General features: G+C 64.0%; 16 protein-coding genes. 7 read left to right on the top strand and 9 right to left on the bottom strand.

All coding sequences use genetic code 11. The features are described from left to right. The first annotated feature begins 148 nt into the window (after positions 1 to 148). Positions 149 to 1,447, top strand: a complete 1,299-nt coding sequence (locus tag XH80_RS40530) for a hemolysin family protein (RefSeq protein ID WP_271603453.1) — start codon at positions 149 to 151, stop codon at positions 1,445 to 1,447. 27 nt (positions 1,448 to 1,474) lie between these two features. Here XH80_RS40530 and XH80_RS40525 read toward each other — a convergent pair whose 3' ends face one another. From XH80_RS40525 to XH80_RS40515, 3 genes are all read right to left on the bottom strand, one after another. Next, complete coding sequence (locus XH80_RS40525; RefSeq protein ID WP_271603452.1) at positions 1,475 to 1,717, bottom strand: PilZ domain-containing protein; 243 nt, start codon at positions 1,715 to 1,717, stop codon at positions 1,475 to 1,477. A gap of 98 nt (positions 1,718 to 1,815) precedes the next feature. Beyond that, the gene (locus XH80_RS40520) at positions 1,816 to 3,441 is read right to left on the bottom strand and encodes an FMN-binding glutamate synthase family protein (protein ID WP_271603451.1); all 1,626 of its coding nucleotides are present in this window, start codon (positions 3,439 to 3,441) and stop codon (positions 1,816 to 1,818) included. 394 nt (positions 3,442 to 3,835) lie between these two features. Further along, positions 3,836 to 4,609 (bottom strand): ferredoxin--NADP reductase, encoded by a 774-nt coding sequence (locus tag XH80_RS40515; RefSeq protein ID WP_057744545.1) that lies wholly within the window; start codon positions 4,607 to 4,609, stop codon positions 3,836 to 3,838. A 375-nt stretch (positions 4,610 to 4,984) separates the two neighbouring features. On the opposite strand from XH80_RS40515, the gene XH80_RS40510 reads away from it, so the two are divergent. Next, complete coding sequence (locus tag XH80_RS40510) at positions 4,985 to 5,827, top strand: ATP-grasp domain-containing protein (protein ID WP_271603450.1); 843 nt, start codon at positions 4,985 to 4,987, stop codon at positions 5,825 to 5,827. Positions 5,828 to 5,857: 30 nt separating this feature from the next. Here XH80_RS40510 and XH80_RS40505 read toward each other — a convergent pair whose 3' ends face one another. Both XH80_RS40505 and XH80_RS40500 read right to left on the bottom strand, forming a co-directional pair. After that, positions 5,858 to 6,778 carry an amino acid ABC transporter substrate-binding protein gene (locus XH80_RS40505; protein ID WP_271603449.1) on the bottom strand — a complete coding sequence of 307 codons (921 nt, stop codon included), beginning with the start codon at positions 6,776 to 6,778 and terminating at the stop codon, positions 5,858 to 5,860. Between the two features lie 12 nt (positions 6,779 to 6,790). After that, entirely contained in the window at positions 6,791 to 8,086 is a 1,296-nt protein-coding gene (locus tag XH80_RS40500; protein ID WP_057744391.1) for a dicarboxylate/amino acid:cation symporter, read from the bottom strand. A 210-nt stretch (positions 8,087 to 8,296) separates the two neighbouring features. On the opposite strand from XH80_RS40500, the gene XH80_RS40495 reads away from it, so the two are divergent. The 4 genes from XH80_RS40495 (at position 8,297) to XH80_RS40480 (ending at position 11,963) form a co-directional block, all read left to right on the top strand. Then, complete coding sequence (locus XH80_RS40495) at positions 8,297 to 9,298, top strand: NADP-dependent oxidoreductase (RefSeq protein WP_271603448.1); 1,002 nt, start codon at positions 8,297 to 8,299, stop codon at positions 9,296 to 9,298. Between the two features lie 156 nt (positions 9,299 to 9,454). Continuing rightward, positions 9,455 to 10,288 (top strand): cysteine rich repeat-containing protein, encoded by an 834-nt coding sequence (locus tag XH80_RS40490; protein ID WP_271603447.1) that lies wholly within the window; start codon positions 9,455 to 9,457, stop codon positions 10,286 to 10,288. Between the two features lie 119 nt (positions 10,289 to 10,407). Then, on the top strand, positions 10,408 to 10,623 hold the full coding sequence (locus XH80_RS40485) for a hypothetical protein (protein ID WP_271603446.1): 216 nt from the start codon (positions 10,408 to 10,410) through the stop codon (positions 10,621 to 10,623). Positions 10,624 to 10,808: 185 nt separating this feature from the next. Continuing rightward, complete coding sequence (locus XH80_RS40480) at positions 10,809 to 11,963, top strand: FAD-dependent monooxygenase (RefSeq protein ID WP_271603445.1); 1,155 nt, start codon at positions 10,809 to 10,811, stop codon at positions 11,961 to 11,963. A gap of 140 nt (positions 11,964 to 12,103) precedes the next feature. Here XH80_RS40480 and XH80_RS40475 read toward each other — a convergent pair whose 3' ends face one another. Continuing rightward, a complete protein-coding gene (locus XH80_RS40475; protein WP_271603444.1) occupies positions 12,104 to 12,616 on the bottom strand; it encodes a MarR family winged helix-turn-helix transcriptional regulator in 513 nt (170 codons plus the stop codon). After that, positions 12,606 to 13,238, bottom strand: coding sequence for a maleylacetoacetate isomerase (gene maiA, locus XH80_RS40470; RefSeq protein ID WP_271603443.1), 633 nt, complete (start codon positions 13,236 to 13,238; stop codon positions 12,606 to 12,608). Before maiA ends, XH80_RS40475 begins: the two co-directional genes overlap by 11 nt. Before the next feature lie 145 nt (positions 13,239 to 13,383). Between maiA and gtdA the strand changes: the two genes are divergently transcribed. Beyond that, on the top strand, positions 13,384 to 14,424 hold the full coding sequence (gtdA, locus tag XH80_RS40465; protein ID WP_271603442.1) for a gentisate 1,2-dioxygenase: 1,041 nt from the start codon (positions 13,384 to 13,386) through the stop codon (positions 14,422 to 14,424). A 120-nt stretch (positions 14,425 to 14,544) separates the two neighbouring features. Here the strand turns inward: gtdA and XH80_RS40460 are convergent, their stop codons facing one another. Beyond that, entirely contained in the window at positions 14,545 to 15,363 is an 819-nt protein-coding gene (locus tag XH80_RS40460; protein ID WP_271603441.1) for an ABC transporter permease, read from the bottom strand. Beyond that, entirely contained in the window at positions 15,356 to 16,129 is a 774-nt protein-coding gene (locus XH80_RS40455; protein WP_220001341.1) for an ABC transporter ATP-binding protein, read from the bottom strand. Before XH80_RS40455 ends, XH80_RS40460 begins: the two co-directional genes overlap by 8 nt. Between the last annotated feature and the right edge of the window lie 164 nt (positions 16,130 to 16,293).

The following is a 16,293-nucleotide window of genomic DNA, read 5'->3' as shown; positions in this document are numbered from 1 at the left end:
TAAGCACGGTTCCGTAGTTCCGCGGAGTGTCAGATGGACGGGGGCGCGCGAACGGCGGCGCATGATGCGACAGAATGCCGGCATTTTCCCCCCAGAATACCTATATCAGCGCGGTCGAGCCGCCACACTCCCTTACCTTGGAAGGTCAATGCTCTCCGTCGAACTCATCATCGTCGTCGTCCTGATCGTCATCAATGGCCTGCTCTCCATGTCGGAGCTGGCTGTGGTCTCATCGCGCCCGGCGCGGCTGTCGGTGCTGGCCGCCAAAGGCGTGCGCGGTGCCGAGCGCGCGCTGACATTGGCCGCCGATCCCGGCAAGTTCCTGTCGACCGTGCAGATCGGCATCACGCTGGTTGGCGTGCTCTCCGGCGCCTTCTCCGGCGCGACGCTCGGGCAGCGGCTGACGCAATGGCTGGTCGAACTCGGCGTGTCCTCTGGCATTGCCGACATTGTCGGTGTCGGCATCGTCGTCACCATCATCACCTACGCGACGCTGATCGTCGGCGAGCTGGTGCCGAAGCAGGTGGCGCTGCGCGACCCCGAGAGCATCGCAGTGAAGGTTGCGCCCGCGATGCACGTGCTGGCGCGGGTCTCGCTGCCGCTGGTGTTTCTGCTCGACCTCTCCGGCAAGCTGATCCTCACCCTGCTCGGTCGTGGCGGCAAGGCGGAAGAGAAAGTGTCGGAGGACGAGATCCATCATCTCGTCAACGAGGCCGAAAGCGCCGGGGTGCTCGAGCCCGGCGAGAAGGAAATGATCGCGGGCGTGATGCGGCTCGGCGACCGCCCGGTCGGCGCCGTGATGACGCCGCGCACGGAGGTCGACGAGATCGACCTGAACGACGATCAGGCGGCGATCCAGGCGCTGATCACCAGGAGCCCGCATTCGCGTTTTCCGGTCTGCGACGGCGATCGCGACAAGCCGATCGGCGTGCTCCAGGCCAAGGATCTGCTGGTCGCCTATATGCGCGAGCGCACGCCCGATCTGCGCGCGCTGGTGCGCGAGACGCCGATCATTCCGGCATCCGCGGACGCGCGCGACGTGCTCGCGATTTTGAAGGCCGCGCCCGTGCATCTCGGTCTCGTCCATGACGAATACGGCGCCTTCGAAGGCGTGGTGACGGCGGCTGATATTCTGGAATCGATCGTCGGCGCCTTCCATTCCGAGGAAGGCCCACCGGAGCCGGCCTATGTCAGGCGCGCGGACGGCTCGCTGCTGGTCTCGGGCTGGATGCCGGTCGACGAGTTCGGCGAGCTCTTGAGCGTCGAGCTGCCGCCGCATCACCGCTACAACACGGTAGCCGGCCTCGTGCTGCAGCAATTCACCGTGCTGCCCCATGTCGGCGACGCCTTCGACTTCGCCGGCTGGCACATCGAGGTGGTCGATCTCGACGGCCGACGGATCGACAAGATTCTGGCGAGCCGGCGGGGTGAGGTGGAGACGGGGTAATTTGCCGCGCGCAGCAAGCGCAAGGCCTCACCCGAACCGCACCCCGATCCGCTTCTCCTTGCGCCAAACCACCGTGCAGGGCAGGTGCACACCCTCGACCTTGATATTCAGGGTGAAATGCTCGGGAATGCCGACCGGACTGGTAACGTCCAGGGCGGCGCCGGTGTCGGAGAAATTGCGGACGGTGCAATCAATCGCGCCGCCGCCGAACTCAATGGTTCCGGCCTTCAATACGCGGTGCCTGGCCTTGTTGCGTCGTTCTTCGTCCATCGGAACATTTTACACCCTAAGCTGACACAAGAGTTAAAACGCAACCCCGATGCCAGCAAATTTAGGCCACCGCGACCCCTGGTATGGCACGGAAACCCTCACGGCAGTGGCTGGAACGACGCCGCCTGGGCCAGCCGCCAGGCATCACGAAACCGCGGATCCTCGGTGCCTTCGAGCAACTCGCCCGGCCGCAGCGCCGGATAGAGCTGGGCAAAGGATTGCACCTTGGTCGTCGACGTCCTCTGACTGAAGTGGATCGGGCGCAGCTCCTGCGGATGTTCGAGGCCGGCGGCAGCGATCAGCTCGGTCAGCGAGTGCAGCGTGGCGTGGTGATAGTTGGCCACGCGGTCGATCTTGAGCGGCACGTAGAGCGCGCGTGCCCGGGTCGGATCCTGGGTCGCGACACCGGTCGGACAGCGGTCGGTGTGGCAGCTCAGCGACTGGATGCAGCCGAGCGAGAACATGAAGCCGCGCGCCGAATTGCACCAGTCGGCGCCGATCGCCATCGCGCGGGCCATGTCGAAGGCGGTCGCGATCTTGCCCGATGCGCCGATCTTGATGCGGTCGCGCGCGTTGATGCCGATCAGCGCGTTGTGGACGAAATTGACGCCCTCGCGCATCGGCATGCCCAAATGGTCCATGAATTCCAGCGGCGCCGCACCGGTGCCGCCTTCATTGCCGTCGACCACGATGAAATCGGGATAGATGCCGGTCTCCAGCATCGCCTTGCATATTGCCAGGAATTCCCAGGGGTGGCCGATGCAGAGCTTGAAGCCGGCCGGCTTGCCGCCTGAAAGCCGTCGCATCTCGGCGACGAACTGCATCATGCCGGTGGGAGTCGAGAAGGCGCGATGCGAGGCCGGCGAAATGCAATCCTCGCCCATCGCGACGCCGCGGATCTTGGAAATTTCCTCCGAGACCTTTGCCGCCGGCAGCACGCCGCCATGGCCGGGCTTGGCGCCCTGGCTGATCTTGAGCTCGACCATCTTGATCTGGTCCCGGCTCGCAACCCGCGCGAACGCCTCCGGATCGAAGCTGCCGTCGCGATGGCGGCAGCCGAAATAGCCGGAGCCGATCTCCCAGATGACGTCACCGCCCATCTCCGCGTGATAGGGGCTGAAGCCGCCCTCGCCGGTGTCATGGGCGAAAGCGCCCTTCCTGGCGCCGGCATTGAGTGCGCGCACGGCATTGGGGCTGAGCGCGCCAAAGCTCATCGCCGAGATGTTGAACACCGAGGCCGAATAGGGCCTTGCGCAGTCCGGCCCGCCGATGGTGACGCGAAACTTCTCCTCGGCATGCGCCTTCGGCGCAACCGAGTGATGCATCCACTCATAGCCTTCGCGATAGACATCCTCCTGGGTGCCGAACGGACGCTTGTCGAGTTGCATCTTGGCGCGCTGATAGACCACCGCGCGGGTGTCGCGCGAGAACGGCATGCCGTCCTTCTCGCTCTCGAAGAAGTACTGCCGCATCTCCGGGCGGATTTCCTCCAGGAGGAAACGGATATGCGCGGAGATCGGGTAGTTGCGCAGCACCGCGTGGCTCTTCTGCATCAGGTCGCGGACGCCGAGCAGCGTCAGCGCGCCGAAGATGCAGATCGGGACCAGCAGGATGTCGAAGATCCTGCGGTCGGCGATAGCGATGCCGATCAGGAGTGCGGTGATGACGGCGCAGATCGTCAGGACGATGAAGCGCGGCGAGAATGGCAGCAGAAGGGTCTCCATGATCCCCTCTTCCGCCAACGGCAAACGTTTGGGCGGTTCCTGCGTCTTGTTGTTGTCGGCCACGATTCCCACCCTCTCGCCAGCATCAGGCGGAACGATACGCCCGCGCCTGTCATACGGATATGACGCAGCGCTTGTTTCAGGCTAGCGAATTCGCCCGAGAAAAATCAATCCACCGAGAGGTGAGCCTATTGCACTGCAGCAGAGGCGGGGATGGAAGGAGCAGCTGGCCGGCCAGGAGGCTGTAGCCATCGCCGTCGTCCTGGCGAAAGCCAGGACCCATTCCCCCTCAACGGGGCTGCGCGAAGACCGACAACGACCAGCCTTCGCCCAATTCGACTCGGTGGCGATGGATCCTGGCTTTCGCCAGCACGATACCGAGAGCGAGCGCCAATCAGCGCTCGACGAACGCCTTCTCGATCACGAAATGGCCGGGCTTGTTGCCGCTTCCTTCGACGAAGTCACGGCTCTCGAACATCGCCTTCAGCTCTTCCAGCATCGCCGGGCTGCCGCACATCATGATGCGGTCGGTCTCGATGTTGAGGGGCGACTGCCCGATATCGTTGAAGATCTGCTCGGAGTTGATGAGGTCGGTGATGCGGCCACGATTGCGGAACGGCTCGCGGGTCACGGTCGGATAATAGATCAGCTTGTCGGCGAGCAGCTCGCCGAACAGCTCGTCCTCGCGCAAATTCGCGACCAGCTTCTCGCCATAGGCGAGCTCGGAGACCTGGCGGCAGCCGTGCACGAGCACGATGCTCTCGAACTGCTCATAGACCTCGGGGTCCTTGATCAGGCTGGCGAAGGGCGCAAGGCCGGTGCCGGTCGAGAGCAGCATCAGCCGCTTGCCGGGGATGAGGTTGTCGGTGATCAGCGTGCCGGTCGCCTTGCGGCCGACCAGGATGGTGTCGCCTTCCTTGATCTTCTGCAGGCGCGAGGTGAGCGGGCCGTCCTGCACCTTGATCGAGAAGAACTCGAGCTCTTCCTCGTGATTGGCGCTGGCCATGCTGTAGGCGCGCAGCAGCGGGCGGCCGTCGACCTCGAGCCCGATCATGGCGAACTGGCCGTTCTGGAAGCGGAAGCCGGTGTCGCGCGTGGCGCGGAAGCTGAACAGTGTGTCGGTCCAGTGCTGGACGGAAAGAACCTTCTCTCGGTAAAACGCGCTCATGATTTTCGATATTCCGAATGTCTTGCGGTTTTCGGGCAAAAGCGTTGCCCGGCCCTGAAAACGGGCGGACACCATTTGCCATGGCGGAGGATTTCGCGTGTGTGATCTACGCCATTGAGACCAATAATCAACCTCGTTCCGGATGCAATTGATGCCGGTCAATCAGGCATTTGCGGCGGAAATGATCACATCATGAACGGATCTGCTGTCCGGCGCGCGCAAAGGGCAATTTCTTTTCCCTTTCGGACCTGAAAGCAGCACTTAATTTCCATCGCGCTCGCGAGAATTTCATTAAGAATAGCTCTGACTTTCACCCCACTTTGGCGCCATTTCCCGCATTTTTGCGGCTTTTGGCGCCCGGAACGATCGAAATACATGGCAAGCAGTGAACGGACCTTCGTCCAAGCCATCAGGCGCTATTGCGCGGCGCACGACATCGAGGTCGATGTCCGCGCCGGAGGCTGGCTGATCGCGATGCGCCGGGACGACCAGCGCCGCTTCGCCTTCGGCTACGACATCGGCCTCAACAGTGCGATCGCGCATCGGCTCGCCAACGACAAATCCGCCGCCACGGAGGCGCTGTCGCTGCAAGGCGTGCCCTGCATTTCCCATCACCTCTTCCTCAACCCGAAGCTGGGCGAGAAGGTTGTCGGCCTCGGCTGGCGCGAGGCCATGCTCGAGCTGCTTCACGACCATCCGCAGGGCGTGGTGGTGAAGCCGAACGAGGGCACGTCGGGGCGCTCGGTGTTCAAGGTGACGACGGCGGCGGAGCTCGACCACGCGACGAACGAGGTCTTTTCGATGAGCACCGGGCTCGTGATCTCGCCTTATGTCGCAATCGAGGACGAGGTCCGTGTGATCCTGCTCGATGATGTGCCCCGCATCGTCTACAGCAAGCAGCGTGGCTCGGATTGGCGGCACAATCTGGATGCCGGCGCCAAGCCGGTGTTGCTGGCGGACGGCGCGGTGCGCACGGCTTGCGTGAAGCTCGCGGTCGACGCTGCGCGCGCCATCGGCATCCGCTTTGCGTCAATCGACGTGGTGCGCGTCGATGGCGCGTGGAAGGTGCTGGAGATCAATTCCGGCGTGATGATGGAAGCGCTGAGCAAGCTGCATCCGGAGCTGGTGCAGGCGACGTATGGCGCGGCGCTGGATCGGGTGTTTGGGGATGCTTCCCCGAGCACCAATCCATCACCGTCACCCCCGCGCAATGGCTAAGCCATTGCGCGGGGATGACGGAATCGCGAGCTAATTATTCGCGCTAGCGGAATCGTCCATCGCCTTGAACGCTTCTTCCAGCTGCAGCGAGATCGGCACGTTCATTTTCTCGCCGGTCGGCATGCGTGCGATGAACCATTTGTTGTAGAGCGGCACGAGATCGTGGTTGGAGCCGAGCTTGCGGAAGGTGCGCTCGACCACGGCGGAGAGCTGCGGCTCGCCCTTGCGGAACATGATGCCATAGGGATCGTAGGACAGATAATCGCCGGTTACGCGGAACTTGTCCTGCGACTTGTGGCGAACGATCAGCCCCGAGAGCAGGATGTCGTCGGTCGCAAACGCGTCAGCCTTGCCCTCGACCAGCATCTGGTACGACTGCTCGTGGTCGGCGCCGACAACAATGTTCAGGCCCAGCGACAGCTTCTTGTCGGCCGCCTGGACCGCCTGCTCGTTGGTGGTGCCCTTCGTCACCACGACGGTCCTGCCCTTCAGGTCCGCCAGCTGCTGGACGCTGGAGGCCTTCGGCACCATCAGCTTGGTGCCGGCAACGAACATCAGCGGCGAAAACGCGACGCGCTTGGCGCGCTCGGAATTCGCGGTGGTCGAGCCGCATTCCAGATCGATCTTGTTCTGGAGCACCGCGTCGATGCGATCGTCCGAGGTGACCTTGACGTAGTCGATTCTGAGATTGGGGTCGTCGACCTCGACGCCGATCTCCTCGACGATGGCCTCGCAGAGCTCAAGGCTGTAACCAATCGGCCGGCCCGACGGGTCGAGGAACGAGAACGGCGGCGAGCTCTCGCGATAGCCGAGCCGCACGGCGTGCGCTTTCTTGATGGCCGACAGCGTCGGGCTAAGCCCTTCGCTGCCGCCGGTCTGGGCGGAGGCACCAGACGCCAGCAGACACGCTGCCAGCAACAGGCCGCTCGAAATCGCCGTCAAAGGGCGCATGACGCACTCCCGTCAATGACCGGCCATCGCAGGCACTTCACCCGGCACCATGTCTTCAGGTACGGCATCGCCCGGCCCCATCGCATGCTCGGGCCCGAGCTCGCCTTCCCACTTCGCCACCACCGAGGTCGCCAGCGTGTTGCCGATCACGTTGGTGGCGCTGCGGCCCATGTCGAGGAAGGTGTCGATACCCATGATCATCAACAGCCCCGCCTCGGGAATGCCGAACTGCGACAGCGTCGAGGCGATCACCACGAGGGAGGCGCGCGGCACGCCGGCGACGCCCTTGGAGGTGATCATCAAGGTCGCCAGCATCGCGAGCTGCGTGCCGAGCGACATGTCGATGTGGTAGGTCTGCGCGATGAAGACGCTGGCGAAAGTGCAATACATCATCGTGCCGTCGAGATTGAACGAATAGCCGAGCGGCAGCACGAAGCTCGAGATGCGCGAGGAGGCGCCGAAGCGGTTGAGGCCTTCGAGCGTCTTCGGGTAGGCCGCCTCCGAGCTCGCGGTGGAGAACGCGATCATCAGCGGCTCGCGGATCAGCTTCAGGAGATGGCTATAGCGCGGCCCGATCACGACGAAGCCGACGACCACCAGGATGCCCCAGAGGATGAACAGCGACAGATAGAAGCCGCCCATGAACACGATGAGCTTCCAGAGCACCAGCAGGCCGTTCTTGGCGACCGTCGCAGTGATGGCAGCCCAGACCGCGAACGGCGCAAACAGCATCACATAGCCGGTCACCTTCAGCATGATGTGGCCGACATCGTCGATCAGCGACAGGAGCTGCTTGGAACGCTCGGGCAATGCGCCCATCGCCACCGAGAAGAATACGGCGAAGATCACGATCTGAAGGATCTCGTTCTGCGCCATCGCGTCCGCGATCGAGGTCGGGATCAGATGGGTCAGGAATTTCTCGATCGAGAAGGCCGAGACCGGCAGGCCGGTCGATTGTCCCGCCGCGGGCAGCGTACCGGGGAAGTTCGCGCCGGGCTGCAGCAGATTGACCATCACGAGGCCGAGCAGCAGCGAGACGAAGGATGCGCTGATGAACCAACCCATGGTCTTGGCGAAGATGCGCCCGAGCTTGGAGCCCGACCCCATATGGGCGATGCCGCCGACCAGGGTCGCGAACACCAGCGGCGCGATGATCATCTTGATCAGGCGCAGGAAGATCACGGCGATCAGGTTGATGGAGGAGGCCCAGTCGCCGCGCGTGTCGGGCAGGAAATTGTAGATCGCCGAACCCATGATGATGCCGAGCACCATCGCGGCCAGGATGTATTGCGTAAACCTGTTCGACATTGAAAGAACCCCCACGACACCGACCGCTTCATGATGTCGCAGATATGACAGCGACGCAACACGCTTTGCGTGCGATCGCCTGCCGGATGTTCCCGTTGCGAAACGGGACGTAGCGATCTAGCCTGCATGCAGCGCACAACGAATGCGGCTTGCACGTTTTGTTTGCGGCAAGTGCTTCAATAAACATCAAACAATCAGAGAGGGACCGCCATGACCGGGAGCATCAATCGCCAAATTCTTCTGGTGGAGAAGCCGAGCGGAAAGCTCGGCCCCGAGCACTTCAAGATGGTCGATGGCAAACTGCCGGAACCGAAGGACGGCGAAGCCCTGTTGCGCGTGCGCTACATCTCGCTCGATGCCGCCAACCGCGCCTGGATGCACGGCGCGACTTACCGTTCGGCGGTCGAACCCAACAGCGTGATGGCCGGCGGCGGCCTTGCCGAGGTGGTCAGCTCGAAGGCGCCCGAGCTTGCGCCCGGCGACATCGTGTTCGGCGATACCGGCTGGCAGGAGTTTGCAGCAGTACCGGCAAAGCAATTGACGAAAATGCCGAAGCTCGAGCCGATGACGCATCTGCTCAGCGTGTTCGGCATCGCCGGCCTCACCGCCTATTTCGGCCTGCTCGAGGTCGGCAAGCCCAAGGAGGGCGAGACGGTCGTGGTTTCGGCCGCCGCGGGCTCGGTCGGCTCGATCGTCGGACAGATCGCCAAGATCAAGGGATGCCGCGTGGTCGGCATCGCCGGCGGCGCCGACAAGTGCCACTGGCTGACCTCCGAGCTCGGCTTCGATGCGGCCGTCGACTACAAGGACGGTGCGGTGTTCAAGGCGCTGCGCGCAGCAGCTCCCAAAGGCATCGACGTCTATTTCGACAATGTCGGGGGCGACATTCTGGAAGCCTGCCTGCCACAAATGAACAATTACGGCCGCATCGCCTGCTGCGGCGCGATCTCGCAATATGACGGCACGCCTTCGGCCCATGGCCCGCGCGGCGTGCCCGGCCTGATCGTGGTGAAGCGGCTCGTGATGCAGGGCTTCATCGTGATGGACTACATGAAGGAGAGCCAGCGCGCCCTCGCTGATCTGCAGGCCTGGGTGAAATCCGGCAAGCTGAAGGTGCAGGAAGACATCATCGACGGATTGCACAACACGCCGAAGGCTCTGATCGGACTGCTGGCCGGCGAGAACCGCGGCAAGCGCATGGTCAAGCTCTAGCGACGTAGTTACGTCGCAATTCCGCGGGCATTATCTACTTGCGGTAGTGGCCAAAGCAGCCAAGATACCGCTCGCGAGGCATCACTCGCGACGATTGCATTTGTACGGCATTTCAAAAAATCATCGGCGTTACCGACAGGGCAGGAAATCACCCAAATGTTCAACACGTTGAAACATGCATCGACGCGTCACGCGTTGCTCGCCGCGGCTTTCTTCGCAACTGCAACAAGCGCGTTCGCGCAGACCGAGGCCCAGAAGAGCGCGATCCGCTCCGCATGCCGCTCGGATTTCATGGCGCATTGCGCGAGCGTGACGCCCGGTGGCGTCGAAGCGTATCAATGCCTCCAGAGCCACATGTCGAGCCTGTCAGCGGGATGCCAGACCGCGGTTCGCGCGGTCGAGCCGGCGGCAGCACCCAAGACCGAAGCTGCGCCGGCAAAATCCGAACCTGCCAAATCTGAGCCCGCCAAATCTGAGCCTGCAAAGACCGAAGCGGCGCCCACCGCCGAACCCGCGGCGAAGCCGGCCGCCGAAACTGCCCCGAAGGCAGAAGCGGCCAAACAACCGGCCAGCGCGCAGGTCGCCGCGGTCAAGAGCGCATGCCGCGCCGATTATCCCAAGGTTTGCGCCAGCGTGCCGCCCGGCGGCGCTCCCGCGCTGGAATGCCTCGAGAAGAACAAGGCCAAGGTTTCGGCGGCCTGCGCGAAAGCGGTGACCGCTGCGGCCGGTGGCGGCGCAGCGACTGCCGCGCCGGCAACTGGCGCCGCGCCCGCAGCAGCGCCGGCCGCCGCGCCCGCCGTGATCGTTCTGCGCCCGCTGCTGCCGCGCGAAGAGCTGTTCATCGTGCGCTCCGCTTGCGGCGCGGACATCCGCTCGCTCTGTGCCGGCGTCGCCCCGGGTGGCGGCCGCATCGTGCAATGCATCGCCGGCAATGCAGCGTCGCTGTCGCCGGCCTGCAAGGACGTGCTCGCACCATTCGCTGCGCGGTGAGCGGCACGCCAGCGCGCATCGTCATCGATGTTGGGCGGCGCGTGAATTTTCGTGCGCTCCTTGCGACTCATCCGTTGCCGATATCAGATTTCAATCGCGACAAGACCGGGAGAGACCACATGCGTGCATTTCTGCTGATTGCGTCTGCATTGTTCGCCTTCGCGGCGACCATGACCTTCGAATCCTCCAATGCCAACGCTGTGGTGTGCGCGCGCGGCGTCTACCGCGCCGGTTGCGCCGGTCCGAACGGCGCCGTCGCGGTTCGTCACCCGGTGCCAGTGGTTCGCTGTACCAGGGTGCTGGTGAACGGGGTCTACGTGAAGCGCTGCGTCTGACACCCGGGTGGTCAATCCGGCGCGGTTTGGCTATGATTCATAACTGACGGCTTTGGCACGCGCGAGGCGGGTGGCTGCGGCCGTGCTGCGGCGCACCTCGCCTTGAGTTCCGCTGGCGTGGGACACCGCAGCCCGTTAGTCTACCCCTGAGACAGTAAGTATACTGCCAATTAGGGAGGCAGGATTTGCGGATCGCCGTGATTGGCGGGGGACCCGGCGGGCTCTACTTCGCCTATCTCTGGAAGAAGCGTCATCCCGAGGATCAAGTCGACCTGTTCGAACAGAACCCGGCCGACGCGACCTGGGGCTTTGGCGTCGTGTTCTCCGACCAGGCGCTGGAATTCCTGCGCGCCGACGACCCCGAGACGGTCGATGCGATCGGGCCGCATATGGAGAGCTGGGAGAACATCACGCTCAATCTCGGCGGCGACAGCGTTGCCATCGACGGCGTCGGCTTCTCCTCGATCGGGCGGCTGGAGCTCCTGCAATTCCTGCAGCAACGCGCGCTCGACGTCGGCGTCACCTCGCGCTTCGACACCCAGATCCAGACGATCGACCAGCTCAACGGCCACGATCTGATCGTCGCCGCCGACGGCCTCAACTCGCTGGTGCGCCGCGCCTATGAGGGCGATTTCGGCACGTCGCTGTCCTACTCCTCCAACAAATTCGTCTGGTACGGCACCTCGAAGCGCTTCGACACGCTGTCGCAGACCTTCGTGAAGACCGACCGCGGCGCCTTCAATGCGCACCATTATCGCTATTCGCCCAACATGAGCACCTTCCTGGTCGAGTGCGATCACGCAACCTGGCAGGCCTACGGCTTCGCCTACAAGGACGTCGAGCAGTCCAAGGGCGTGTGCGAGGAGGTGTTCGCCGACACGCTCGGCGGCCACTGCCTGGTCTCCAACAAATCGGTCTGGCGCAATTTCCCCTGGGTCTGGAACGAGCACTGGTCATTCAAGAACATGGTGCTGATTGGGGACGCGCTGCACTCGGCGCACTTCTCCATCGGCTCGGGCACGAGGCTTGCGATCGAGGACGCGATCGCGCTGGTCAAGGCGCTGGAATCGGATGCCCATCTGTCGACCGCGCTGCATCGCTACCAGGCCGCGCGCAAGCCGGTGGTGCAAAAGCTGGTCAATGCCGCACGCACCAGCGCGTTCTGGTACGAGCATTTCGCCCAGCACATGCAGCTTGGCCTCATGGACTTCGCCTATAGCTACATCACCCGCTCCGGCCGCATCGACGATTCCCGGCTGCGCGCGATGTCGCCGGCCTTCATGGCACGCTACGAGGCCGAGAAGAACGGCGGAGACGCAGCGGGCGAGGCGACGGCATGAGACGCGAGCAATCGTAGGGTGGGCAAACCGAAGCGTGCCCACGACTTCCGATCTGTTGGAGAGACGTGGTAGGCGCGGCGCAAGGGCGCCTTTGCCCACCCTACAAGATCTGGGGATGAGGCGACGGTATCGTCTCCCCCTCAACCTACCTTGCCCAAATGCTCCAGCGCGTCCTCGGCCCGCAGCGGCACGCGCGAGGCTTCGTTGTTGAGCTCGACGAGCTGCGACATCAGCCCCATCAGCGCTTTGCGCTCCGTCGGCTTGAGCGGCTCCAGCATGCGCGCCTGGGCGCGTTCGACTGCGGGGATGATCTCGCGCAGGATCGCGACGCCCGGCTTGGTCAGATAGAGCAGCTTGATGCGCTTGTCCTCGGCTGCCGGCTTGCGCTCGATAAAATTCTTGGCCTGAAGACGTTCGATGACGCTGCCGAGCGTGGAGCGGTCAAAGGCGATCACCGCCGACAGCCGCGTCGCGTCGATGCCGGGATGGGTGTGGATCGCGATCAGCGCCGCATATTGCACCGGCGTGAGATCGAACGCCTTGCACTCCTCCATGAAGATCGAGACCGCGATTTGCTGCATGCGCCGGAACAGATAGCCCGGCGCAGCATAGACCGCGTCCATCGTGATCGGAGGCAGCGGCTTACTCGGCATCGGGCTGCTTCTCCGGTGCTGCGTTGGCGAAGGCCGGCAGCGCCTTGGCGGCGGCCTCGGCCATGAGCAGGCGCGGATAGGCCGCGACATCGACGCCGAAGCGGCGCGCATTGGCGAGCTGCGGCACCAGGCAGAGATCAGCGAGCGTCGCCGCAGCGCCAAAACAAAATGGCCCCGGCTCTTCTTTGATCAGGGTCTCGCAGGCCGACAGCCCCTCGCGATTGACCCAGGCGGCCCAGTCCTGCACTTTCTGCTCGGACAAACCAAGTTCGCGCAGCCGCGCCAGCACCTTCAAATTTTGCACCGGATGGGTGTCGCAGGCGATCGCCAGCGCGAAGGCCCGCACCTTGGCCCGCTGCAAGGGGTCCCTTGGCAGGAGCGGCGGATTCGGGTGTGTCTCATCGAGCCACTCGATGATCGCGACGGATTGGGTCAGTACCGCTCCCGTGTCGCTTTCCAGAGCCGGCACCAGGCCTTGCGGATTGATGGCGAGATAGGCGGGCGCGCGTTGCTCGCCCTTGCGTAAGTGATGCGGCAGATGCTCGGCGCCGAGACCCTTGAGATTCAACGCGATCCTGACGCGATAGGCGGCGCTGGAGCGGAAATAGCCGTGCAGCTTCATCGGAAGCCCTCCCTCTCTGTCGTTCCGGGGCTCGCGCCTTGCGGCGCGCCCCGGAATGACAACGACCTTGTGTGTCGTTCGTCAAGTTGACGCTAACTAGATTGTAAGTATACTGTCAATCGACAAGACGAACGGGAGGCTCATCATGGAAGCCGTGACCAAGACGCCGGAACGCGAGGCGTTCTACAAGAAGATCGACGGCGAGAATCTCACCGCGCTGTGGACGGTGATGAGCGATCTGATCACGCCGGAGCCGAAGAGCGCCTGTCGGCCTCACTTATGGAAGTTCGACGTGATCCGCGACTACATGACGGAGGCAGGCCGGCTGATCACGGCCAAGGAAGCCGAGCGGCGCGTGCTGGTGCTGGAGAACCCGGGCCTGCGCGGCCAGTCCAAGATCACGACTTCGCTCTATGCCGGCGTGCAGATGGTGGTGCCCGGCGACGTCGCGCCCGCACATCGGCACAGCCAATCGGCGCTGCGCTTCGTGCTCGAAGGCAAGGGCGCTCACACCGCCGTCGACGGCGAGCGCACCGCGATGGAGCCCGGCGACTTCATCATCACGCCGTCGATGACCTGGCACGATCATTCCAACGAGACCAGTGATCCGATGTTCTGGCTCGACGGCCTCGACATTCCGCTGGTGCAGTTCTTCGATTGCTCCTTTGCGGAAGGCGCCAAGCAAGACCAGCAGAAGATCACCAAGCCGGCTGGCGACAGCTTCGCCCGCTATGGCCACAATCTCTTGCCGGTCGACGTGAAGCGGTCCTCGAAGACCTCGCCGATCTTCAGCTATCCCTATGCCTACACCCGCGAAGCCCTGGAGAAAGCGCGGACCGGCCAGGAGTGGGATGCCTGTCACGGGCTGAAGCTGAAATTCAGCAACCCGGAGACCGGCGATTTCGCGATGCCGACCATCGGGACCTTCATCCAGCTGCTGCCGAAGGGTTTCAAGACTGCGCGCTACCGCGCGACGGATGCGACGGTGTTCTGCCCGATCGAGGGCAGGGGTCGCAGCCGCATCGGCGATGCCGTGTTCGAATGGGGCCCGCGCGATCTGTTCGTGGTGCCGAGTTGGCAATGGGTGACGCACGAGGCGGATGAGGACGCGGTGCTGTTCAGCTTCTCGGACCGGCCGGTGCAGCAGAAGCTGGATCTGTTTCGCGAGGATCGCGGGAATGCGTGAGGCGTGACGGTCCCGTAGGGTGGGCAAAGGCGCACTTGCGCCGTGCCCACGTCTTCGCGACTCATGAAGGATGGTGGGCACGCTTACGCTTTGCCCACCCTACGGCGGCGGTGATTTTGGCTACCGCCAGTGCAACAGCCGCACTTCCAGCCAGCCGATCAGCTTGCCGACTGCGAGGCCAAACACCGACAGGATCACCACGCCCGCGAGCAGTTGATCCGTCTGCATCAGATTACCGGCCTGGAGCACGAAGGCGCCGATGCCGAATTGGGCGCCGATCATCTCGGCGCTGACGACGAGCAGCAGCGCCACCGACGCCGTGATGCGGAAGCCGGCGAGGATCGCGGGCAGCGCGCCGGGCCACACCACCTTGCGCACGATGGTGGCAAAGGGCACGTTGAAGCTCTGCGCCATGCGAATGAGATTGCGCGGCACGGCATCGACACCGCTATAGACCGAGATCGCGGTGGAGAAGAACACGCCGAGCGCAATCGTCGCGATCTTCGGCTCTTCGCCGATGCCGAGCCAGAGGATCAACAGCGGCAGCAGCGCGATCTTGGGAATCGGGAACAGCGCCGAGATGAAGGTGATGCCGACGCTGCGCGCCAGCCGCGACAGGCCGATGGCAAAGCCGACCACGACGCCAGCCGCGGTGCCGAGCAGCCAGCCGACGCCGATGCGCAGCAGCGAGGCCGAGAGATGCTGCCAGAGCGCGCCCGACACCGCGAGCTCGTAGATCGCGCGCACGATCGCCGAGGGCGCCGGCAGGAACAACGGATTGACGAGCCTGGCACTGCCAGCCGCTTGCCAGATCGCGATCACGAGGGCGAGCGCGATCCAGCCGCCGAACCGGCTCGACGCAGGCACGAAGCCCGCGCCGCGGAAGCGCACGCGCCGCGTGGTTTCGTTGGCCGACGTCCCGGTCGCGCGATCAAGCATGCTGGACCTCGCGTTCGGCATCGATCGCCTCGTTGCGGATCAGCGACCAGATCTGGTTCTGTAGCGCGAGCAGCTGTTCACGTGCAGCGATGTCGCCGCGCTCAGTGCGTGTCATCGGCACCGCCACGACCTCGCGAATACGGCCGGGCCGCCGCGACAGCACCACAATGCGATCGGCAAGGCGCGCGGCCTCTTCGAGATTATGCGTGACATAGACCGCACCCATGCCGCCATCGGCGAGCAGGCGGACGAAATCTTCCATCAAGAGCTCGCGCGTCTGCGAGTCCAGCGCCGACAGCGGCTCGTCCATCAACAGAATCGCGGGCTTGACTGCGAGCGCGCGCGAAATGCCGACGCGCTGGCGCATGCCGCCGGACAGCTGCTTTGGATAGGTTTTGCGAAAATCGGTCAGCCCCGTGCGACGCAAGGCATCCTCGACCAGCGCGCGCCGCTGCGTGGCCGAAAGCTGGGTGTGCAGCAACGGGAATTCGACGTTCTCCTCCACCGTGGCCCAGGGCAGCAGCGCAAAGTCCTGGAACACGAAGGTGAGCGGATTGAGGCTATCCGCCGGCGGCGCGCCGCGCAGTTCGGGCGCGCCCGAGGATGGCTGCAGCAGCCCGCCGAGGATCGACAGCAGCGTGCTCTTGCCGCAACCGGAAGGACCCACGATCGCCACCACCTCGCCGGCGCTCACCGTGAAGGAGACATCGTCGAGCACGGCGAGATCGCCGAAGTGGTGCGAGATGTGGTTGGCGATCAGGTCCATGAATTACGCCCTGCTTTCTCCCCGTCGTCCTGAGGCGCGAGCACCGCGATGCGAACGCATCGCGTTGGGAGCCTCGAAGGATGAACGGCCGAGATGCATCCGGGCCGTACATCCTTCGAGGCACGACTTGCGGCAGGCCGCAAGTCGTGCACCTCAGGATGACG

Origin of the sequence: Bradyrhizobium sp. CCBAU 45384 (assembly GCF_028128665.1) — a bacterium.
GTDB classification, from domain to species: Bacteria; Pseudomonadota; Alphaproteobacteria; order Rhizobiales; family Xanthobacteraceae; genus Bradyrhizobium; species Bradyrhizobium manausense.
Note: the sequence above shows the minus strand (reverse complement) of the source record. Positions and strands in the feature narration are given on the sequence as shown.